At 72.6% G+C, this 20,502-nt stretch carries 24 protein-coding genes; 15 read left to right on the top strand and 9 right to left on the bottom strand.

Annotated elements, in window-relative coordinates; translation table 11 throughout:
- Window positions 1-84: 84 nt before the first annotated feature.
- The 4 genes from O7628_RS04020 to O7628_RS04005 are packed head-to-tail and all read left to right on the top strand — an operon-like array spanning window position 85 to window position 2,727.
- On the top strand, window positions 85-1,704 hold the full coding sequence (locus O7628_RS04020; protein WP_278128426.1) for an FtsK/SpoIIIE domain-containing protein: 1,620 nt from the start codon (window positions 85-87) through the stop codon (window positions 1,702-1,704).
- Window positions 1,701-1,955, top strand: coding sequence for a hypothetical protein (locus tag O7628_RS04015; protein WP_278128425.1), 255 nt, complete (start codon window positions 1,701-1,703; stop codon window positions 1,953-1,955). The genes O7628_RS04020 and O7628_RS04015 overlap by 4 nt, the downstream gene beginning before the upstream one ends.
- Before the next feature lie 5 nt (window positions 1,956-1,960).
- A complete protein-coding gene (locus tag O7628_RS04010; protein ID WP_278128423.1) occupies window positions 1,961-2,152 on the top strand; it encodes a hypothetical protein in 192 nt (63 codons plus the stop codon).
- Window positions 2,149-2,727 carry a DUF2637 domain-containing protein gene (locus O7628_RS04005; protein ID WP_278128422.1) on the top strand — a complete coding sequence of 193 codons (579 nt, stop codon included), beginning with the start codon at window positions 2,149-2,151 and terminating at the stop codon, window positions 2,725-2,727. Before O7628_RS04010 ends, O7628_RS04005 begins: the two co-directional genes overlap by 4 nt.
- A 23-nt stretch (window positions 2,728-2,750) precedes the next feature.
- Here O7628_RS04005 and O7628_RS04000 read toward each other — a convergent pair whose 3' ends face one another.
- The gene (locus tag O7628_RS04000; RefSeq protein ID WP_278136202.1) at window positions 2,751-3,104 is read right to left on the bottom strand and encodes a hypothetical protein; all 354 of its coding nucleotides are present in this window, start codon (window positions 3,102-3,104) and stop codon (window positions 2,751-2,753) included.
- A gap of 95 nt (window positions 3,105-3,199) precedes the next feature.
- Between O7628_RS04000 and O7628_RS03995 the strand changes: the two genes are divergently transcribed.
- The 4 genes from O7628_RS03995 to O7628_RS03980 all read left to right on the top strand — a co-directional run bounded on the left by O7628_RS03995 (window position 3,200) and on the right by O7628_RS03980 (window position 7,320).
- Complete coding sequence (locus O7628_RS03995; RefSeq protein ID WP_278128421.1) at window positions 3,200-5,002, top strand: replication initiator; 1,803 nt, start codon at window positions 3,200-3,202, stop codon at window positions 5,000-5,002.
- Complete coding sequence (locus O7628_RS03990; RefSeq protein ID WP_074474743.1) at window positions 5,002-5,181, top strand: helix-turn-helix domain-containing protein; 180 nt, start codon at window positions 5,002-5,004, stop codon at window positions 5,179-5,181. Before O7628_RS03995 ends, O7628_RS03990 begins: the two co-directional genes overlap by 1 nt.
- A complete protein-coding gene (locus O7628_RS03985) occupies window positions 5,181-6,383 on the top strand; it encodes a site-specific integrase (RefSeq protein WP_278128418.1) in 1,203 nt (400 codons plus the stop codon). The genes O7628_RS03990 and O7628_RS03985 overlap by 1 nt, the downstream gene beginning before the upstream one ends.
- Before the next feature lie 259 nt (window positions 6,384-6,642).
- Window positions 6,643-7,320, top strand: coding sequence for a hypothetical protein (locus tag O7628_RS03980; protein ID WP_278128416.1), 678 nt, complete (start codon window positions 6,643-6,645; stop codon window positions 7,318-7,320).
- Window positions 7,321-7,479: 159 nt separating this feature from the next.
- Here the strand turns inward: O7628_RS03980 and O7628_RS03975 are convergent, their stop codons facing one another.
- Together O7628_RS03975 and O7628_RS03970 are read right to left on the bottom strand one after the other, a co-directional pair.
- Entirely contained in the window at window positions 7,480-7,764 is a 285-nt protein-coding gene (locus O7628_RS03975; RefSeq protein WP_278128415.1) for a hypothetical protein, read from the bottom strand.
- A gap of 172 nt (window positions 7,765-7,936) precedes the next feature.
- Complete coding sequence (locus O7628_RS03970) at window positions 7,937-8,137, bottom strand: hypothetical protein (protein ID WP_278128414.1); 201 nt, start codon at window positions 8,135-8,137, stop codon at window positions 7,937-7,939.
- A 71-nt stretch (window positions 8,138-8,208) separates the two neighbouring features.
- On the opposite strand from O7628_RS03970, the gene O7628_RS03965 reads away from it, so the two are divergent.
- Window positions 8,209-8,421 carry a DNA-binding protein gene (locus tag O7628_RS03965; protein WP_278128413.1) on the top strand — a complete coding sequence of 71 codons (213 nt, stop codon included), beginning with the start codon at window positions 8,209-8,211 and terminating at the stop codon, window positions 8,419-8,421.
- 28 nt (window positions 8,422-8,449) lie between these two features.
- Here the strand turns inward: O7628_RS03965 and O7628_RS03960 are convergent, their stop codons facing one another.
- Window positions 8,450-8,680, bottom strand: coding sequence for a hypothetical protein (locus tag O7628_RS03960; RefSeq protein ID WP_278128411.1), 231 nt, complete (start codon window positions 8,678-8,680; stop codon window positions 8,450-8,452).
- A gap of 77 nt (window positions 8,681-8,757) precedes the next feature.
- Here O7628_RS03960 and O7628_RS03955 point away from each other — a divergent pair, with 77 nt between their 5' ends.
- Window positions 8,758-9,471 carry a TetR/AcrR family transcriptional regulator C-terminal domain-containing protein gene (locus O7628_RS03955; protein ID WP_278128409.1) on the top strand — a complete coding sequence of 238 codons (714 nt, stop codon included), beginning with the start codon at window positions 8,758-8,760 and terminating at the stop codon, window positions 9,469-9,471.
- A 55-nt stretch (window positions 9,472-9,526) separates the two neighbouring features.
- Here O7628_RS03955 and O7628_RS03950 read toward each other — a convergent pair whose 3' ends face one another.
- Both O7628_RS03950 and O7628_RS03945 read right to left on the bottom strand, forming a co-directional pair.
- Entirely contained in the window at window positions 9,527-10,207 is a 681-nt protein-coding gene (locus O7628_RS03950; RefSeq protein ID WP_278128407.1) for an HAD family hydrolase, read from the bottom strand.
- On the bottom strand, window positions 10,204-11,196 hold the full coding sequence (locus O7628_RS03945) for an EamA family transporter (RefSeq protein WP_278128406.1): 993 nt from the start codon (window positions 11,194-11,196) through the stop codon (window positions 10,204-10,206). Before O7628_RS03945 ends, O7628_RS03950 begins: the two co-directional genes overlap by 4 nt.
- Window positions 11,197-11,320: 124 nt before the next feature.
- Here O7628_RS03945 and O7628_RS03940 point away from each other — a divergent pair, with 124 nt between their 5' ends.
- From O7628_RS03940 to O7628_RS03920, 5 genes are all read left to right on the top strand, one after another.
- Entirely contained in the window at window positions 11,321-11,854 is a 534-nt protein-coding gene (locus tag O7628_RS03940; RefSeq protein ID WP_278128404.1) for a YlcI/YnfO family protein, read from the top strand.
- Window positions 11,855-12,067: 213 nt separating this feature from the next.
- Entirely contained in the window at window positions 12,068-12,907 is an 840-nt protein-coding gene (locus O7628_RS03935; protein ID WP_278128403.1) for a DUF4097 family beta strand repeat-containing protein, read from the top strand.
- Between the two features lie 29 nt (window positions 12,908-12,936).
- Window positions 12,937-13,896 carry an ATP-binding cassette domain-containing protein gene (locus tag O7628_RS03930; protein ID WP_278128401.1) on the top strand — a complete coding sequence of 320 codons (960 nt, stop codon included), beginning with the start codon at window positions 12,937-12,939 and terminating at the stop codon, window positions 13,894-13,896.
- Window positions 13,893-14,732 (top strand): ABC transporter permease, encoded by an 840-nt coding sequence (locus O7628_RS03925; protein WP_278128399.1) that lies wholly within the window; start codon window positions 13,893-13,895, stop codon window positions 14,730-14,732. Before O7628_RS03930 ends, O7628_RS03925 begins: the two co-directional genes overlap by 4 nt.
- A gap of 114 nt (window positions 14,733-14,846) precedes the next feature.
- Window positions 14,847-16,511: a CotH kinase family protein gene (locus tag O7628_RS03920; protein WP_278128397.1), complete on the top strand. Its 1,665-nt coding sequence runs from the start codon at window positions 14,847-14,849 to the stop codon at window positions 16,509-16,511.
- Between the two features lie 141 nt (window positions 16,512-16,652).
- On the opposite strand, the gene O7628_RS03915 is transcribed toward O7628_RS03920, so the two are convergent.
- The 3 genes from O7628_RS03915 to O7628_RS03905 all read right to left on the bottom strand — a co-directional run bounded on the left by O7628_RS03915 (window position 16,653) and on the right by O7628_RS03905 (window position 20,451).
- Window positions 16,653-18,254: a SulP family inorganic anion transporter gene (locus tag O7628_RS03915; protein WP_278128396.1), complete on the bottom strand. Its 1,602-nt coding sequence runs from the start codon at window positions 18,252-18,254 to the stop codon at window positions 16,653-16,655.
- A gap of 241 nt (window positions 18,255-18,495) precedes the next feature.
- The gene (locus tag O7628_RS03910) at window positions 18,496-19,041 is read right to left on the bottom strand and encodes a hypothetical protein (RefSeq protein WP_278128394.1); all 546 of its coding nucleotides are present in this window, start codon (window positions 19,039-19,041) and stop codon (window positions 18,496-18,498) included.
- A 186-nt stretch (window positions 19,042-19,227) separates the two neighbouring features.
- Window positions 19,228-20,451, bottom strand: a complete 1,224-nt coding sequence (locus O7628_RS03905; protein WP_278128393.1) for a S8 family peptidase — start codon at window positions 20,449-20,451, stop codon at window positions 19,228-19,230.
- Window positions 20,452-20,502 lie beyond the last annotated feature (51 nt).

Below are 20,502 nucleotides of genomic sequence, written 5' to 3'. Positions count from 1 at the left end.
GCTCTGCGTCGGGCAGCTCGTTCTCCCGTTCCCTCCGGTCCGGGACGCGGCGGGCCGGTTCGTGTCCCTGCGGGGTGCACAGTGATGCGCCGGCCGCTCGGTGAGGTGATCCTGACGTCGGCCGGGGATCTGCTGGTGATCCGGCCGAAGCGGTTCGTCTTGCCGATGTGGTTGGTCGTGCTTGGCGTGGTGCTGCGCTGGCTGGCCCGGTTCTGCTGGTGGTGCCTGCGTCACCCGGTCGCCGTCGGCCTGGCCGTGGCCGCGGTTGTCCTCTACGCCGAGCATGGCTTGCCGGGCGTGGTGGTGCCGTTGGTGCTGTCCTCGGCGGTGTCGGCGCTGTGGCGGTGGCGCGATGAGGCGTCCTGGTGGCGGTGGTGCGCGGGCCCGTTGCTCGGCCGCTTCCGGCAGGTCTTCGTGTACCGGCGGGCGTGGCACGAGGCCATGACCCTGTGCGGCCTCGCCGAGTCCTACGACCATCGGCCGGTCCTGCCGGAGTTGCTGCGGGTGCGGTCGGATCAGGCGCTCGACGTGCTGACCGTGCGCATGGTGCGGGGGCAGACCCCGGCCGACTTCCAGAAGGTGACGGCGAACCTCGCGTACGCCTTCGGCCGGCGGCACGCCCGGGTCTACTCCGAGCGGCCCGACGCCCCGCCGACCCGTACCGGCTACTGGGCGTTGGTGCTGGGCTGGGTGGACCGGGTGCGGTTCCGGGACCGCCCAACGCTGGTGTACCTGGTGCTCGTCCGCACGGACGCGCTGCGGCCGGTCGTGCCGCCGTTCGACGCCCCGCCGGTGCCGGACTTGACCGCGTTGCCGCTGGCTCGGCGGGAGGATCTGGGGACCTGGTCGTTGTGCCTGCTCGCCACGCACGTCCTGATCGGCGGGGCCACCCGTTCCGGCAAGGGTTCGGTGTTGTGGTCGCTGGTGCGGGCGCTGGCCGGCGGCATCACCTCCGGCCTGGTCCGGCTGTGGGTGATCGATCCCAAGGGCGGGATGGAGTTCGCCATGGGCCGGCCCCTGTTCGCCCGGTTCGCCGGCACCTCGTTCGAGGCCATGGCTGATCTTCTCGACGAGGCCGTGGCGGTGATGCGGGAGCGTCAGACCCGGCTCGCCGGAACCGTGCGGGTCCACACCCCGACCGAAGCCGACCCCCTGGTCGTGGTCGTCATCGACGAAATGGCCGCCCTCACCGCGTACCTGCAAGATGTCGACCTGCGTAGGCGGATCGCGTCGTCGCTGGGGCTGCTGCTGTCGCAGGGGGCCGGGGTCGGCGTCCTGGTCGTGGCTGCGTTGCAGGACCCGCGCAAGGAGGTGCTGCCGTTCCGGGACCTGTTCCCTACCCGCATCGCGCTCGGCCTGACCGAGGCGGCGCAGGTGGACATGGTCCTCGGCGACGGTGCCCGCAACCGGGGCGCCCTGGCCGATCAGATGCCGCGATGGGCCAAGGGCGTCGGGTACGTGATCCTCGACGGCACCCCCGAACCCCTGCGCGTCCGCTTCTCCTACGTCACCGACGACGACATCCGCGACCTCGCCCGCCGGTATCCGGCCTCGGCTGACGCGGCGGACATCCTCGCCCAGGTCCGGCGGGAGTCGACCCCGGAACCGGTGCGCCCGCCGCTGCCCCGCAAGCCGTCCGGGCCGCTGCTGCCCGACGCCCTGCGCAACCTCCTCGACCCGGACAACGGGAGTGATCCGCGGTGACCGCCACGCCGAACGGACGCCGGTTCTACCGGCTGCGCACCCCCGACCCGACTACCGCCGTCTCCGTCCGCGTCGACCCGGAACGGCCCGACCCGTACCCGGTCCACCTGGCCGTCGGCGCGGGCCGGCGACGGATGTCCCTGACCCCGGACGAGGCGTGGGCGCTGTGGCGCTGCCTCTCCGAAGCCGTCGCCACCCTCGGCACCCCACCCGACTACATCCGCACCGACATCCGACCGGCCCGGAGGTAACCGCCATGACCACCCTCGCCCGCATCGTCAACCGGCTCCGGCGTCCGCTGCGCATCCGCCTCGTCGGCCCCGCCGACCAGACCGCCGCCGCCCTGCGCGGCCTGGCGCACATGGTCAGCCGCCGCCCCGACATGGCCGACCGGCGCATCCGCATCGACCTCACCATCCGCGAGAAGCCGTTGCAGGAGTGGCGATGACCGAGCGCACCGAAACCGCCGTACGCCTGGTCATCCTGCTCGCCATCGGCACCATGGCCGGCGCAGCCGCCTTCACCCACGTCCACGACCTGTCCGTCACCCACGGCCAACCCGACTGGATCGGCTGGGCCAACGCCGTAGCCGTCGAACTCATGGCCATCTACCTCGGCCTCGAACTCCGCGCCCGCCGCCGCGCCCGCCGCCCGGTCGGCCTGGTCGCCTCACTGCTGGTGGCGTTCGCGCTGCTGTCCCTCGCCGCCCAGGTCGCCGAAGCCGAACCGTCCGTATGGGGCTGGACCATGGCCGCCGTACCATCCCTGGCGTTCCTCGCCCTGGTCAAGGTCATCCTGTCCAACACCCCCGCCCTGCCACCGGCACCCGAACCCGACCAACCCCCGGTCGACTGGGACGAGGCACCCGAGCAGACCCCCGCCGACCCGGAACCGGAGCGTCCGGCCGACCCCGTGCCGCCGGCTGTCCCGGCACCGGCCGCCGTCTCCGCCCCGGCGGTGATCCTGCCCCCGCGTGGCGTCGTCCAGTCGAACCGGCCGCACGTCGTCGGGATCATCCGATGACGGCCGCCCCCGCCGCCGAGTGGCTAACGGAACTCGTGCACGACCTCGATCAGCCCGACGATGTACGCGTTGAACTCGTCCAGCTCCTCGGCCGGCACCCACAACTCAAGGATGGTCTTGCCGCCGGCCTGGCGGACCGGGTAGCGGCTCAGAAACTCCGACTCCACCCGGAAGCGGGTGACGTAGCCGACGCCGGACGCGGGCACGTTCCAGTCCCGGGCGATCATGACCGCGTAGTCCTCGTTCAAGACCGGGTAAAAGATCGGCTGATCCGGAAGGCGCGGCGGCCACTTGCGCCACCCCGACTCGCGGACAAGATCCAGCTCTTGCGGCCCGGTCGGTCGCCACAGCACCGTCGTTCCGTCATCGCTGTTCATGTCGACCTCGCCGCTCAGGTTCAGGGTGAGCCCGGACAGTACCGACCGACCCGCGACCGACACCACCGCATTCGCCCCACTCCGGGGGCGGGCCAATGACCGCTCCCACGCTGCCCGGCCTCGAACCGGTCGCCCCGACCCCGGCTGCCGCTCCCCGGCCGGGGTCGCGGGCGGCCCGCATGGCGCTACCCCGCTCCGTCGACGTGCTCAAGCAGATCGCCATCGAGTACGGCGTCTGCGTGCGCCCCTTGGCCATGCGCCGCACCGACCTCGACACCGGCCTGACCGAAGTCATCGACCTGCCCTGCGGCGCGACCCGCGAGGACAAGTGCCCGCCGTGCGCGAAGAAGAACCGCCGGCTGCGGCAGGCCCAGATCCGCGAGGGCTGGCACCGCGACGACGAACCCCTACCCGGCCCGCAACCCGCCACCGAAGCGCAGAAGTCGCTGATCCTGTTCCGCGCGTACCTGGAGTTCTCCCGCGACGAGGCATCACGCGCCGCCCAGTGGGACCAGGTCGAAGACCTCGACGAGGCCATCCGCGAGGTAGAGGAAGCCATCGCCGCAGAGGGCCTGCGCGGGCGCGTCGGCCCACCCCACACCAGCACCGACGACGACCAGGGCGACGACGACACCGGCCGCCGCCGCAAGCGCTCCACGAAACGGCGGCAGGACGCCCCGGAACTGCCCCGGCGCAAGGTCGAAGCGCGCACCGTCGGCAAGACTTACACCGCCCCCGACGGCTCCACCTACCGGCCGTCGATGTGGCTCACCCTCACCCTCGACTCGTACGGACCGGTCCGCCCCGACGGCACCCCCGTCAACCCCGACCGCTACGACTACCGCCGCGCCGCCTGGGACGCCGTCCACTTCCCCCGCCTGCTCGACCGGTTCTGGCAGAACCTACGCCGCTGCGAGGGCTGGAACGTCCAGTACGCCGGCTGCGTCGAACCCCAACGCCGACTCGCCCCACACGCACACTTCGCCATCCGGGGCACCATCGCCCGCGACACCCTGCGCACCGTCGCCGCCGCCACCTACCACCAAGTCTGGTGGCCGCCCGTCGACGTCCAGCGGTACACCGCCGACCGACCCCCGGTCTGGGACGAACAAGCGGCGGCGTGGGTCGACCCGGACACCCGCCACCCGCTGACCACCTGGAACGAAGCCCTCGACGCCATCGACGACAACCCCGACGCCGAACCCGTACACCTCGTCCGCTTCGGCACCCAGGTCGACGCACGCGGCGTCATGCCCGGCACCGAAGACGCCGAACGGACCATCCGGTACGTCACGAAGTACATCACCAAGCACACCGGCGACTGCCACAAGGCAACCACCGACCGGCAACGCGCCCACCTCGACCGGCTCTGGCGCGCACTGCGCGTCACCCCCTGCACCGACCGGTGCGCCAACTGGCTGCTCTACGGCGTCCAACCCCGCAAGGCGACTGCCAAGCTCAAGCCGGGCCGCTGCAAGGGCAAGGTCCACCAACGCGACACCCTCGGCATCGGCGGCCGACGCATCCTCATCTCCCGCGACTGGTCCGGCAAGACCCTCGCCGACCACAAACACGACGTGCGCGCCTGGGTGCGCGCCCTGCTCGGCGTCACCACCGACAGCGCCACCGCCGACAGCACCACCGAAAGCAGCACGGCCGACGACCCCGGGCAGCTCGTCGACGACCAGGGCGCCACCGCCGAACGGGTCCGGCACGCCTGGGAACTCGCCCGACCCGACGACGCCGACGTCGGCCCACTGTCCTACCGACTCATGCGCTCGATCAGCGAACGCGCCCGCTGGCGCACCGAACTACTCGCCGCGAAGGACCGGGCGGCGCAGCGACCAGAGGACGGATCGACGAACGCGCAAGACAGCACGACGGGGGAGGGGCTTTGATGGCGAGCGAAGGGCTCTGGACGGTCCAGGACGTGTCGGTGTACCTCCGGGTCCCACCGGAAACGCTGTACCGCTGGCGCAAGGTCAAGTACGGTCCGCCGGCAGCTCGGGTCGGCCGGCACCTGCGGTACGAGCCGGAAGCGGTCCGGGCGTGGGTACGTGAGCAGGCGGCAGCCTGATGGGACACGTCGAAGATCGCTGGTACAAGGTGATCCGTCACCCCGGCGGCCGAAAGGAGCGGGTCAAGTCGGCCCTGTTCGGCAAGGGGATGCGCTACCGGGTGCGGTACATCGGCCCCGACGGCCGGGAACGTAGCCAGTCCTTCCCGGACCGGGCCAAGCGCGAAGCTGACGCCTTCCTCGTCTCCACCGAAACGGACAAGCTCCGGGGTTCCTACGTCGACCCGGTTGCCGGTCGGATGACCTTCGCCGAGTACGCCGAGAGTTGGTTGCGGACCCGAGCCTTCGACGAGTCGACCCGGGAGAGCACGGAGTTTCGGGTACGCAAGCACCTGCTGCCGTTCTTCGGCTCTCGGCAACTGGCGTCGATCAAGCCGGGGCACATCCGGGAGTGGGACGCGGCGATGGTCGGCAAGCTGGCTCCGGCGACCCGCTCCGTCGTCTTCGCGCACCTGCGGACGATCCTCGGGGCGGCGGTCGACGACGAACGGATCGCGAAGAACCCGTGTTCGGCAAAGTCGGTCAAGCCTCCGCGCCCGGTTCAGCGTCGAGTGGTGCCGTGGCGGTACGAACAGGTTTCGGCAATCCGCGGTGGCCTTGCTCAGCGGTATCGGCCGATGGTCGACCTCGGCGCGGGGTGTGGGCTACGGCAGGGGGAGATCCTTGGGCTCGGGGTCGACGACATCGACTTTGATGCTGGCTGGGTACACATCTCGCGTCAGGTGAAGCTTGTCCGGGCCCGGTTGGTCTTCGGGCTGCCCAAGAATGACCGTGACCGCCGGGTGCCGCTGCCCGACTCCGTCGCCCTGGTCCTGCGGCAGCACGTCGACGACTTCGCTCCGGTGTCGCTCACCCTGCCGTGGGAGAACCCGGCCAGCGATGAGCGGGTGACGGTGCCGCTGCTGTTCACGACCACCCGACGCGGTGCGATCAATCGGCACACCTTCGACGGCAAGAGCTGGCGACCGGCTGTCGTGGCGGCCGGGATCACGCCGACCCGGGCGACCGGGATGCACGCGCTTCGCCACTTCTACGCCTCGTCGCTGCTCGACGCTGGGGAGAGCATCAAGGCCCTCGCGTCCTACCTCGGGCACGCTGACCCCGGCTTCACTCTCCGGGTCTACACGCACCTGATGCCGGCCAGCGAGGAGCGCACCCGGAACGCCATCGACGACCTCTATCGCAAGACGGTCAATCCGTGACCATTGCCCAGCTCCCTTCGCCGGAGTGGCGCGGCGTGAGTGTGGTTCGCATGAGGTACACAGTCGATTGAAGCGGCGTCGTCGGCGGGAAGACGGCTTGCCCGCGAAGGTCTTCGGGAAGGTTCGATGAATGGGTGAGCGCGGAGAGTCCACTCGATATGCGTACTGGTCTAATCGGCGAGTTCGTACTATTGCGGATGAAGAGGCGATTAGTATCGCCACTCGGTGGCGCTCGAAGTTTGTGCTTAGTCTCCCCTTTTTGCCTGTCGAGTGGGAGCTTGGGCGGGAGCCGCGTTCGCTATATAAGAACGAGATTGCGGAGAGAATTGAGCGTTCGATCGGGAGCCTTGCTGTTGAGGACTTCGTCACGCCTCCACCGGTTCGGTACGCGAAAGGGGTTGGGCGAGCCGAGTTCTCCCACTTCGTGACCTATGAGGAAGATCGGATCGTCATCGGTGTGCGCTCTACCGCGTCGGATGGCACTCGCGTCTTCGTATGCCTCTTCGGTAGCAAAGACAACGTTGCCGGGTTTATGGGGCCGAATGATCCTGTGGCAGAAGGCTGGAGTTCTTCTGCCATGTTCTCGATCAGCAAGTGGCTCGCGACTAGGTGCGCCGAGAATGACTCGCTGTGGGATGACCCACAGTCAATTTCTGTGGAAGCTATGAAGATCGCATTCGAGCAGGGGTTTACGAGGGAGTCCCGCGAGAGCCCCGACCAACCGTGGAAGCGTGGATATGCGTTCGGCGATGCTTCCGACTCGGAATGGTTTGCAGAGATCTACAGCGACGTGGTTCTTGATCAGGAGAGGTGGGACCTGGACCAGCCCGTAGACCGGATCCTCGTCGGTGCGCCCGTGTGGGTGAGAACTCCTCGGGCTGCTGCGCGGAGATATATCGACTACCGGAGGGACATGAACGTCCGGCGCTACCGGTGACCATGGTTGCCCGTGTCGTCACCGAGTAGTCGGCGGTCTACGGCTCCCTGACGGCCTGGCGACGGCCTGCAACGGTTGTCGCCAGGCCCCACCCCAGGTCAGATGGCATATCGCCTTCATAACCCGGCGTACAGGTCGACTCGTCCGTCGCCCACCAGCTCAGCGCCTCGATTGGGGCTCCGAGCTGGTGCTTTGTTGGGTTCTCCGTGTTCCGTGGCCGCTGTTGTTGCGAGGAGTGCGCAGCAACCTGACGGCTGCCTCCAACACGTACAACTCCCTCCGGGCCACGGCTTGGCCCCTCTCGTTCAACTGGTAGCCGTCGAGCCAGATCCAGCCGGCGTACGTGTGCAGTTCGGTGCGGACCTTGATGAGGCGGAAGAAGATCGGCCGTACGAACTGAGGGCTTGCCGCCCGGTTCAGGTGCAGCACGTCACCGGCCTTCACGTCGGCTCTTCCGGTCCCGCCACGCGCGCAGGGTCTCGCCGGCCGCCGCCAGGCGCGGGCATCCGTCGTCGGAGCACTTCGAGCAGACGGAACGGTGGTGGAAGTCGACGACGTAGCCGGCCATCAGGACGGCGAACGGGGGCTCTGGCTGCCGCCGGGGGGTCGGCACCGTTCAGCTCTGGTCGAGCCGCTTGATGGCCTGCGCCGGACGCCCAGCGCCGACCCTGGCCATCAGCGGCCACCGCTGTGGTGTTGGGGCAGCGGCGCGGCCGATCCGCGCGTGCGCCCCCTGGCCGTTCCTGGTCGGGGTCGGCTCGCCGGCCACGTAGTCCACTGCTTGGCCGGTGCGCTGGAACCACTTGAATCTAGTCATGCGACAAGGGTAATCGACTAGTGCTCCAAACAACTAGTCCTCTATCAACGTGACACACGCCTAGTCGGCGCATGCCTAGCGTCAGCGACATGGGTAGGAGGCTGCGGTTGGTGGGTTCGGGGGAGATCCGGACCATGCTCGGCGGCGTCTCGCGGCAGCGCGTCTACCAGATCACCAGCCGGCGCGACTTCCCCGAGCCGGTGGCGACGCTCCAGATGGGCAACGTCTGGCTCGCCGAGGACGTCGAGGCGTGGATCGCCGCCAAGCGCGGGGACCTGGACTGACTCCCGTCGAGGAAGGGAGTGTGGGCGCTCAGGCGACCGTGTCGGAGTAGACCTCGACGTCGTAGAGCAACTGCACGTTACGCCGGCCGTTCGTGATGCCGACGAAGACCGGTTCGCCGGCCGGGGTGCGGCCCTGCCGCCACACCGCGTCCCGCGCCGCCTCCCGTGACTCGTGGTGGGTCTTGCCCTCCTGGTGCAGTTGCAGGATGCGTCGGGCGGTGACCCGGTCGCTGTCGAGGTGGACCCGCAGCAGAGGCACGACCCCACTCCCCTCGCCGATCATCGAAGCAACTTACCAACGTTAAGTTGCCTGTCCACCGTACTAGAATGAACTCCATGACCACCACGCCCCCGCCGGTCTGGCTGCGCGCGGAGCCGGCGCGCGCCCGGCGGAAGCCGCCGCTGACCCTCGACCGCATCGTGGGCGCGGCGGTGACCCTGCTCGACGCCGACGGCATCGAGGGCCTGACGATGCGCCGCCTCGCCCACCGGCTCGACGTGACGGCCACCGCGTTGTACTGGCACGTCAAGACGAAGGACGACGTCCTGGACCTGGCCGTCGACGGGGTCTTCGGCGACGTGCCGGTCCCCGAGGTGACCGACGACTGGCGACAGGACGTCCTCGTCCTCGTCCGCGCCTGGCGCGCCGCGATGCTGCGCCATCCCTGGGCGCCGGGGCTGATCGGGCGGCCGATGCTCGGGCCCAACGTCCTGGCCCGCACCGAGTTCCTCCAGGCGGCGCTGGTGCGCGGCGGCTGTGGGGGGCTCCGGCTCGCGGTGGCCACGCGGATGCTGGCCAACTACGTCATCGGCGCGTCGCTCACGGAGGCCACCTGGCGGCAGCACGCGGACCCCGGGGTGAGGGCCGCCGCCCGCCAGCACGTCGCCGCGAGCGCCGACGCCTATCCGACCCTCCACGCCTCCGGCCATCTGGACGACACCCGGTGGGACGACGACCTGCTGTTCGAGGAGAGCCTCGACGGCATTCTCCGGGCGGCGGCACGCGCGGGCACAGCGGGTCGACCGGGCCGGGCGGGGGCATCGGACTGACGGGGCCGGGCGGCGGCACGCGCGGGGGCACCGGGCTGACCGGGCCGGGCGGCCGTCAGGCGGGGGAGAGGGCGGTCACCAGCTCGGCCATGCTGTCGATGGTGGCGTCCGCCGTGGCGAGCCGGGCGCGTTTGCCGGGCTTGTTGGCGTACCCGATGGCGGCGACCCCGGCGGCGTGGGCGGCCTCGACGTCGGTGGCCGAGTCGCCGACCAGGACGCAGTCCGCCGGTTCGGCGTCCCACTCCCGCAGGGCCGCGAGCACCGGGTACGGGTCGGGCTTCATCCGCCCCGGCGCGCCCTCGGGGCGGCCGACGACCGGGTGCACGTACGAAGTGAGTCCGCGGGCGTCCAGGTAGGCGCGGACGCACGCGGCGGAGTTGTTCGACACCACGGCGACCCGGCGGCCGGCGCGGTGGGCGGCGACGATGGCCTCCCTGCCGTACGGGGTCGGCGCGGCGGTGCGGGCCGCGGTGACCTCCGCGCGGGTCAGCGCCTCGTCGACCAGCCGGACGACGGCGGGGCGGCCGAGCGTGGCGGTGAAGCGCAGCACGGCGAGCGGGTCGGGCTCGTGCCGGATCCCGGGCGGCAGGGGCACGCCCCGGCCGGCGAGCAGCCGGCGCAGCTCGTCGGCGACGGCCGACGCGGGGTGTCGGGCGAAGACGGCGCACACGGGCCCGTCGAAGTCGAGCAGGAGCACGCGGGCGCGGCCGACGAGGGAGGCGAGAACGGCGGTCACGGCCCGGCGGCCCCGTCGGGCTGCGCCGGGCCGGGCCGGGCCGCTGCGGGGGCGGTCCGGTCCTGGCCCGCAGGTTGCAGGGCGACGACCGCCGCGAGGATGAGCGCGCCGCCGAGCAGCGCCGGCGCGGTGAGCCGCTCACCCAGGAGCAGTGCCGCCAGGAGGGCGGCGGAGAGCGGCTCGACGAGGGTGGCCACCGTGGCGGCCGCCCCGGACGTCGTCCGCAGCCCGGCGTAGAGCAGGCCGTACGCCAGGGCCATCGTCGCGACCCCGAGGTAGGCCAGCAGGGCGAGCGAGGCGGGGTCTGCCGTGAGCACCGGCTCGCCCGCGGCGAGGGCGATCCCGAGCCAGGGGAGCAGGGCCAGCGTCCCGGCGGCGGTGGCGCACGTGGTCAGGGCCACGGAGTCGACCCGCTGGGCCAGGGTGTGCCCGAGCAGCGTCGTCGCCGCGTACGTGGCCCCGGACGCGACGGCGAGGACGATCCCGAGCCCCGGCCGGCCGCCGGGGGCGGGTGAGCCGTGTCCGGCGGTCGCGCTGATCAGCACCAGCCCGGTGAGCGCCGCCGCCAGCACGGCCACCTCGCGCAGCGACGGGCGGGACCGGGCGGCGGCGTGCTCCCAGGCGGCGGTCAGGACCGGTGCCAGCCCGAGCGAGACGACGGTCGAGACGCTCACGCCGACCAGCAGGACGGAGCCGAAGTAGAGGGCCTGGTAGAGGGCGGTGCCGACGCCGACCACGACGGCCAGCACCGGGTGGGTGCGCAGCGTCGCGAGCACGACGCCCAACCGGCGGGTCACCGCGGCGAAGCCGACCAGGGCGACGGCGGCCAGCGCCATCCGCCATGCGCTGACCGTCATCGCGCCGAGGCCGTCGCGGTTGTGCAGCACGGTGACCACAAGCCCGCCGGTGCCCCACAGGACGCCGGCCGCGCAGACCTGGAGCAGCCCGATTCGGGTACGTCGGTGCGTGGCCCCCGCTGTCGTCGTCACGGCACCAACCTATGCGGCGCGGGAAGCCCGTTCGATCCGATTACGCCGCCGTGGTGCCATCCATGGCGGCACCGCTGTGCCAAGTTGGCTTGTTCGTGTGCCATAGATGTGCCATAGTGATGCCATGGACCTGACCTCCTACGTGAGCAACCTCGGGCGCGAGTTCGCCACCCTCGCCGAGGCCGGCGGCGATGAGTCGCGGTTGCTGGTCGAGCGCCTGACCGGGCCGCTGGAATCGGCGATCCGGATGACCCTGCTGGAGGCGCTGTCGGCCGCCGCCGACGAGATCACCCGGGACCTGGCCCCGGGTTCGGTGGAGCTGCGTCTGCGCGGGCGCGACCCCGACTTCGTCGTCACCCCGCCGCCCGCCGAGCCGCTCCAGCCCGCCGCGGCAGGCGTCGCGGCGGCGGGTGGCGGCACACCGGACGCCGTCCCGCCGATCGCCGAGGACGGCCCCGCCGCGCGGATCAACGTGCGCCTGCCCGAGCAGCTCAAGGCCGCGATCGAGGAGGCGGCGGCGCGGGAGGGCCGCTCGGTCAACGCCTGGCTGGTCCGCGCCGCCACCGCCGCCCTGCAACGGCCCGACCACGACCAGCGCCCCGAGCCCCGCGACAGCGGCAGGCGCGCCCGGCAGAGCTTCACCGGCTGGGTGCGCTGACCGCACCCGCCCCACGCCGCCCCGGGCGGCACCACGCCACGCCAGCCCGGGCGGCACCCGCCCCACGCCGCCCCGGGTAGCGGCACGGCACGCCGCACCGGGCGGCACCACCCTCATGCCGGGCCGCACCGCGCAGCACGCCGGGCGCGCCGCCCCGGCCGCACGTCCCCGACCTGCGGGGACGACCCACCCACCCACGATGTGGAGACGACCATGCCTACTTTCGAGACCCCCGAACCGATCTCCGTCACGCTGGAGCTCGGCGTGGCCCACGTGCGGGTCGCCGCGAGCGACCGGACCGACACCGTCGTCGAGGTCCGGCCCAGCGACGAGACCGACGAGTCCGACGTGCAGGCCGCCGCGCAGGTCCGGGTCGACTACGCCAACAGCGCGCTCCAGGTCACCGGCCCGAAGCGCACGTTCGACTTCTCCAAGAAGAGCAGGTCGGTGGAGGTCTCCATCGAACTGCCCAGCGGCTCCCCGCTCTCCGCCCACCTGGTGATGGGCGACGTCCGCTGCGCCGGCCGGCTCGGCGAGTGCCGGATCAGGACCACCGGCGACGTCCGGGTCGAACGGGCCGGCCCGCTGCGCCTGCACACGGGGATCGGTCACGTCACCGTCGACGCCGTCGCGGGCGACGCCGAGGTCTCCACCGGCTCCGGCAGGGTCGAGCTCGGCGAGGTCGAGGGGGCCGCGACGGTCAAGAACTCCAACGGCGACACCAGCATCGACGCGGCCACCGGCGACGCCCGGGTGCGCGCGGCCAACGGCGACATCCACGTCGAGCGGGCCGGTGCCGGCGTCGACGCGAAGACGTCCAACGGCAGCATCCGGCTCGGCGAGGTGGTCCGCGGCGCGATCGTGCTCGGCACCGCCGCCGGGAACCTGGACGTCGGCATCGCCGAGGGCACCGCCGCCTGGCTGGAGGTCAACACCGGGTACGGGCACGTGCGCAACCTGCTGGAGAACACCGGCCGGCCCGGCGGGACCGAACAGACCGTCGAGGTCCGCGCCGCCACCTCCTACGGCGACATCACCATCCACCGCTCCTGACCCCCTTTCGGCCCGAGGAGAGAACAACCATGTCCAGTACGCGAACCCGGCCGGCGATCGCCGCGACCGGCCTGCGGAAGTCGTTCGGCGACCAGGTCGTACTCGACGGTGTCGACCTGTCCGTGCCGGCCGGCACGGTCTTCGCGCTGCTCGGCGCGAACGGCGCGGGGAAGACCACCACCGTGCGGATCCTGTCCACCCTGCTCGTGGCCGACGCCGGTGACGTCCGGGTCGCCGGGCACGACCTGGCCCGTGAACCCGGCGCGGTGCGCGCCGCGATCGGGGTCACCGGCCAGTTCTCCGCCGTGGACAACCTGCTCACCGGCGAGGAGAACCTGCTGCTGATGGCGGACCTGCACCACCTGCCCCGGGCCGAGGGCCGGCGGCTCGCCGCCCGGCTGCTCGCCCGGTTCGACCTGACCGACGCGGCCCGCAGGCCGGCGTCGACCTACTCCGGTGGCATGCGGCGGCGGCTCGACCTGGCGATGACCCTGGTCGGCAGCCCGCGAGTGATCTTCCTCGACGAGCCGACGACCGGGCTGGACCCGCGCAGCCGCCGCACCATGTGGCAGCTCGTCCGGGAGCTGGTGGCCGGCGGCGTCACCATCTTCCTCACCACGCAGTACCTGGAGGAGGCCGACGAGCTGGCCGACCGGATCGCGGTCCTCGACCGGGGCCGGGTGGTCGCCGAGGGCACGGCGGAGGAACTCAAGCGCCGCATCCCCGGCGGGCACGTCCGCCTGCGGTTCACCGACGAGCAGAGCCTCGACGCGGCCCGGCGCGTGCTCGGCCCGGTCCCGCGGGACGGCGACGCGCTGGCCCTGCGGGTGCCCGGCGACGGCAGCCTGCGTTCGCTGAGGACCCTGATCGGCCGGCTCGACGACCAGGCCGTCCAGGTCGACGAGCTGTCCGTGCACACCCCCGACCTCGACGACGTCTTCCTCGCCCTCACCGGCGGCCCCACCGACGAGAAGGTGACCACCCGATGACCACCCCCGCCCTCACCGGCCCCGCCCCGGCGGCCCTCCGCCTGCACCCGCTGCGCGACTCGGCGACGATGCTGCGCCGCAGCCTCCGGCGCATGCTGCGCTACCCGTCGATGACCGTGACGCTCGTCGCGATGCCCGTCGTCTTCCTGCTGCTGTTCGTCTACGTGTTCGGCGGCACGCTGGGCGCCGGGCTCGGCGGGGCGGTGCCCGGTGGCGCGGCCGGCGGGCGGGCCGCGTACGCCAACTACGTGGCCCCCGCGATCATCCTGATGACCGTGACGGCGGCGGTCCAGGGGACGGCGATCACCATCGCCATGGACCTGACCGAGGGGATCGTCGCCCGGTTCCGCACGATGCACATCGCCCGTGTCTCCGTGCTGACCGGACACGTCCTGGGCAGCATGATCCAGGCGGCGTTCAGCGTGGCGGTGGTGACCGGGGTGGCCCTGCTGGTCGGCTTCCGGCCCGCCGCCGGGCCGGGCGGGTGGCTGGCCGCGGCCGGCTTCCTGGCGGCGGTGGCCTTCGCGCTGGTCTGGTTGGCCGTCGCGCTCGGCCAGGTGAGCGGGAGCGTCGAGACCGCCAGCAACCTGCCCATGCCGTTGGTCCTGCTGCCCTTCCTCGGCAGCGGGTTCGTCCCCACCGACTCCATGCCGGCCGGGCTGCGCTGGTTCGCCGAGCACCAGCCGTTCACGCCGATCATCGAGACGCTGCGCGGCCTGCTGATGGACGAGCCGGTCGGCGGCGACGCGTGGGTGGCGCTCGCCTGGTGCGCGGCCATCGCGCTGGGCGGCTACCTCTGGTCCAGGCGGCTGTTCAACCGGGAGCCCGCGCGCTGACGGTGGAGTTCCCGGTGCGCCCATCGGACACCCCGATCAGCCCGCCTGGCGCGTAAAATCCAACTACTTCGATACGTTGGGTTGGTCTGCTCGGCGGGCCTGATGGGAGTGACGGTGCGGAACCTGCTGGCCCAGTTGCTGGGCATCGCGACCGCCATCTCGCTGGTCGCCGTCGGCGGCACCGCGCCGGTCCCCGAGAGGGCGGCCGACGTGCGGGGCGCGCCGACGGCGGCGGACTCGCCGGACGATCTGACCGGCGACATCGACTTCTCAGTGCCGAGCGGCACGTTCCAGGGCGGGCTCTCCGTCTCGCTGGGCACGAGCGTGGCCGGCGCCGAGATCCGCTACACGACCGACGGGACGCTCCCCGGGCCGGACTCCCGCCGGTACGACGACACGCCCCTGCTGCTCTCCGGCACCACCCAGCTGCGGGCGCGGCCGTTCGCCGACGGCACGCCGGCCGGCGATCCCGGCACGGCGCTCTACCTGGCCCGGGCCACGGACGTGAGCCTCGACCTGCCGATCCTGGCGATCGACGGGTACGGGCAGGGAAAGCCGGGCCGGGACTACGTCGACGCGGCGGCCCTGCTCTTCGAGCCGACCGGGGGATACGCGTCGCTCTCGGCGACGCCGACCCTCGCCACCCGGATCGGCTACCACCTGCGCGGCACGTCGAGTTCCCTGTTCGACAAGGCCCCGTACCGGGTCGAGTTCCGGGACAACGAGGACGACGACGCCGACTACCCGGTGCTGGGGATGCCCGCGGAGTCCGACTGGGTGCTGCGGGGCCCGTACACCGACAAGGCGCTGATCCGGGAGGCGTTGACCTTCGACCTGGCCCGCCAGCTGGGGTACCAGGCGCCCCGGTACGCCTTCGTCGAGTTCTATCTCAACGTCGCGGACCGGCCGTTGGGCGCCGAGGACTACCAGGGCGTCTACATGATCGTGGAGACCATCAAGAACGCGAAGAACCGGCTCGACCTGAAGGAGCTCGATCCCGACGACGTCACCCTCCCGGCCATCTCCGGCGGGTACATCTTCAAGTTCGAGTGGCTGACGGCCGAGGAGCCGACCCTGGAGTGCGTGGGGCGGCCCGCGACCTGCTGGCACTACCTGGAGGTGGTCGACCCGTCGCCGCTGCAACCGGAGCAGCAGGCCTGGCTCACCGGCCACCTCCAGCAGTTCAACGACCTGATGCAGACCCGAAGCTTCGCCGACCCGACGACGGGCTATCCCGCCTGGATCGACGTCGGATCGTTCGTCGACTCGCTGATCCTCAACGAGTTGACCCGCAACTTCGACGCCTACGCCCGCAGCTCCTACTTCTACAAGGACCGGGGCGGCAAGATCACCGCCGGGCCGCTGTGGGACCTCGACATCACCTACGGCGTCGGTGGCGGGGACAACCTGGAGACGGCCGGCTGGCAGTACGAGCAGCCGCGCTGGCCGAAGCCCAACAACTGGATCAACCGGCTGGTCACGGACCCCGCGTTCGTCGGGTTGGTCCGGGCCCGCTGGGCCGAGCTGCGCCGGGGCCCGCTCTCCGGTGCGCAGCTCGACGCCCGGTTCGCCGCCATCACGGCCCCGCTGGTCAATGCCGCCGAACGGAACTTCCAGCGGTGGCCGAACCTGACCACCGAGAAGATCGGGCCCATCGTCACCCCGACCGCCGACACCTGGCAGGGGCAGGTCCGGTACCTGCGGGACTGGATGACCGAGCGGATGGCGTGGCTGGATTCGTCCGCCGGCTGGGGCGGGGCCGCCGCAGCCGGCGGGTGAGCACCACCCAGCCGTGATCATGTCGGCGAGACGGGGGCATCCGGCTGGTCGGGACACCCCCATCTCGCCGACATCGCGAACCGGACCCGGCCCGCCGGGCCAGGCCGGACCGCGGCCAGTCCAGGTCAGGCCGGACCGGGGTCAGTCCGTCGCGTCGACCGTGCGGGGCCGGTCGTCCTCCGCCGGACGCGGGGCGACGACGTGCACCGACACCCCCGCGTTGCGGTTGTGCGTCTCGATCCAGGTGTCCAGCGCGGTGCGGCAGGCGTGGTCGACGTGCCGCAGCCCGCGCAGGTCCAGCCGGACGGTCCGGTCGGCCGGCAGATCGTTGAGCGTGGTGAGGATGGTGGGCAACCGCAGGAAGGTGGCGTTCCCGGTGATCGCGACCTCGACCGGCCCCGGGCCGGCGTCGCCCGCGGCGGCGTCGCGCCCGGTGTGGCCGCCCGCGGCCGGGTCGGCCACGGTGGCGTCCCGCTCTGCAGGGTCGCCCGCCACCGGAACGTCGCGCACGGTGACCCGGACGTGCGAGATCTCCCACGCGGTCTTCACCACGGCCAGGCCGAGGCCGACGAGCACGCCGGTGAACATGTCGGTGGTGAGGATGGCCAGGGCCGTCACCGCCAGCACCACCGCCTCGCCCCGGTGCTGCCGCCACAGCTCCGGCAGCGCGCGCAGCGGCAGCAGCTTGACCCCGGCGTGCACGAGCACGGCGGCGAGCGCGGGCAGCGGCATCAGCCCGATCAGGCCGGGCGCGGCGGCGGCGAACAGCAGCAGCCACAGCCCGTGCAGCACCCGGGACGCCTTCGTCCGCGCGCCGGCCCGCACGTTGGCGGAGCTGCGGACGATGACGGCGGTCATCGGCAGGGCGCCGAGCAGGCCGCAGATCGTGTTGCCGGTGCCCTGCGCCACGAGTTCCCGGTCGAAGTCGGTGCGGGGGCCCCGGTGCAGCCGGTCGACGGCCGCCGCGCTGAACAGGCTCTCCGCCGAGGCGACCAGGGTGAACGTGGCGATCGTGGCCAGCACCCCGACGTCCGCGAGGGTGCCCCAGTGCCCCAGCGACGGCTGCATCGCCGCGAGCAGCCCCTCGACCTCGATGGTGTCGACGGGCAGCCCGAGCGCGGCGGTCACCCCGGCCGCCGCCACGACGGCGACGAGCGCGCCGGGGACCGTCCGCAGCCGACCGGGCAGCCTGTCCCAGCCCACCATCACGGCGATGGTGGCCACGCCCACGGCGAGCGAGACCCGCGCCTGCGCGGACGTGACGACCTCGCCCACCAGCCCCGGCAGGCCGGTGAACTTGCCCGGCCCGGTGTGTGGCGCGGCGACGCCGGCCAGGACGTAGAGCTGCCCGGCGATGAGCAGCAGGCCGATGCCGGCGAGCATGCCCTGCACCACCGACACGGTGATGGCGCGGAACCAGCGGCCGAGCCGCAGCAGCCCCAGGCCGACCTGGAGCAGCCCGGCGACCAGGACGATCGTGCCGAGGCCGGCGAGGCCGTAGCGGTCCACGGCCTCGGCGACCAGCACGGTCAGGCCGGCGGCGGGGCCGCTGACCTGCATGCTGCTGCCGGGCATGAACCCCACGACGAGGCCGCCGACGATGCCGGTGACCAGGCCGAGTTCGGCCGGCACACCGGAGGCGACGGCGATGCCCACGCAGAGCGGGAGGGCGACGAGGAAGACGACGACGGAGGCGGACAGGTCGGCGCGCAGGGTGCGCCAGGGCAGGGCGGGAGGCGACATCGTTCACATCCGGGGAAGGCGGGGCGAGCGGGCGACGGGTCGGCCGCCGACGCCGGCCGCCGGCTGGCCGCACCGCCGGCGGGGCCGGGGGTACGGGTGTCGGCGGCGCGGTGGCCGGCGGGTGACCGCGTGGTGGTCGGGGTACGCGAAGGTGCCCGACGGGCCGGGGGGACGTCCGCGCCGCCCGCCGGCCGTACGCCGCCCGCGACGGCGGGCGGTCCGGTTTTCCGGCTGGCGTCGCTCAGCAGCGCAGGACGCGCAGCCGGATCGGGTCGGGTCCGGCGTCGGCGGTGGCGGGGCGACCGTCGGCGGTGCTGCCCCGGCGCACGGCGGCCTCGGGCAGGGCCGACCCGGCCTGCGGCCCGGGGTCGCGTCGGTCGGTGCCCTGGCTGCCCCGGCCGGACCGGCTGACCGAGCCGCACGCCTTCCCGTCGAAGCGGGGCACGACGGTGGGGTCCGGCGGCTGGTCGGTGTGCGCGGCGAGCGTGGTCACGAGGCGGTACGCCTCCAGGGCGACCCGCCCGGACCGTCCGGTGCGCGGCGGCACGCCGGCCCGGGGGGCCGCCGCGGACCGGGCGGTCGCGCGGACCGGGGTGCCGGGGTCGGCGGCCGACGCGGCGGCGACGGTGGCCGGGGCGGTGACGGTGGCCGGGGCGACGGCGGGGTGCGGCGCGACGGCGACGGCGACGGCGTCGAGCGGGGCGCGGCAGGCGAGGCCGACGTGCAACAGGAGCGCGCAGACGAGCAGCGGGGCGAGGCGAACGGCGGTGCCGGGTCTGCGCTGCACCGCTCACCCCCAGGCCGGTACGCGTACACGCACGCCGCGTGCCACCACACCGTAGAGCCTCCGACCCGTGTTGCCGGTTACGCCCCTTTTAACGGAATGATGCGTACGGTGGGCGGCTGGCCGGGCCCGGATGCGGTGCGGCCCCGGAGCGACGGGCGCTCCGGGGCCGACCTGGGGCGAGGGGGATCAGCTGGTGGGGGAGACGTACAGCAGGCGGTTCGGGGAACCGGTGCCGGGGCTGGTGACCACGCCGGCGGTGGCCGTGCTGGTCAGGTACGAGGCGACCTGGGCCGGGGTCCAGGTCGGGTTGTTGGACAGGACGCGGGCGGCGGCGCCGGCCACGTGCGGCGAGGCCATCGAGGTGCCGCTGATGGTGTTGGTCGCCGTGTTGCTGCTGTACCAGGCCGAGAGGACGTCCACGCCCGGGGCGAAGATGTCCAGGCAGGTGCCGAAGTTGGAGAAGCTGGCGCGCGCGTCGTTGCTCTGCGTCGCCCCGACGGTGATCGCCGTGGGGACGGCGGCCGGCGAGGAGGTGCAGGCGTTGGCGTTGGAGTTGCCGGCGGCCACCGCGTAGGTGACCCCGTCGGCGATGGAGTTCGCCACGGCGGTGTCCAGCGACGAGTTCGCCCCGCCGCCGAGGCTCATGTTCGCCACCGCCGGCTGGCCGGCCTGGTGGTTGGAGGTCACCCAGTTGACGCCGCCGATGACGCCGGCGTTGGTGCCCCGGCCCCGGCAGTTGAGCACCCGGACGGCGACGAGCTTGACGTCCTTGGCCACGCCGTACGTGGTGCCGCCGACGGTGCCGGAGACGTGGGTGCCGTGGCCGTTGCAGTCGGCGGCCGGCAGCGCGTTGTCGACCGCGTCGTACCCGTCGACGGCCTGGCCGCCGAAGTCGTTGTGGTTGACGTTGATGCCGGTGTCGATGATGTACGCCGTCACGCCGGTGCCGGCGCTGGTGTAGTTGTACGACTTGCTCAGCGGCAGGGCGGCCTGGTCGGTGCGGTCCAGCCCCCACGGCGGGTTCGCCTGGGTGGTCTGGAGGCTGACCTCGTGGTTCTGCTCGACCCAGGCGACGGCCGGGTGCGCCGCGAGGCGCTTCGCGGCGGCCTCGGAGAGCCGCACCTCGAAGCCGTTGAGCGCCGCGCCGTACACCTGGGCGACGCTGCCGCCGAACTGCTTGGCGAGGCTGCCGGCGGAGCTGGCGACGGCGGCGGCCCGGGTGCCGGCCTTCCCGCCGACGGCGCTGTCCTTCAGGACCACGATGTAGCTGGAGGGAACGGCGGTGGCGCCACCGGCGTGGCGGATCTCGCCGGTCGCGGGCGCCGCGGACACCGGGCTGCCGATCATGGTGGCGGCCAGCGCCGAAGCAGTCAGCACGCCGAGGGTGGCGGCCTTGCGGTGGAGCGTCATCTATCGGTCTCCTCTGTCGTCGACCGCGTCGACCTGCGGGTACGCGGTCTG

The organism is Micromonospora sp. WMMD956 (assembly GCF_029626125.1).
Classification (GTDB): domain Bacteria; phylum Actinomycetota; class Actinomycetes; order Mycobacteriales; family Micromonosporaceae; genus Micromonospora; species Micromonospora carbonacea.
This window is presented reverse-complemented; position numbering and strand designations above follow the sequence as displayed.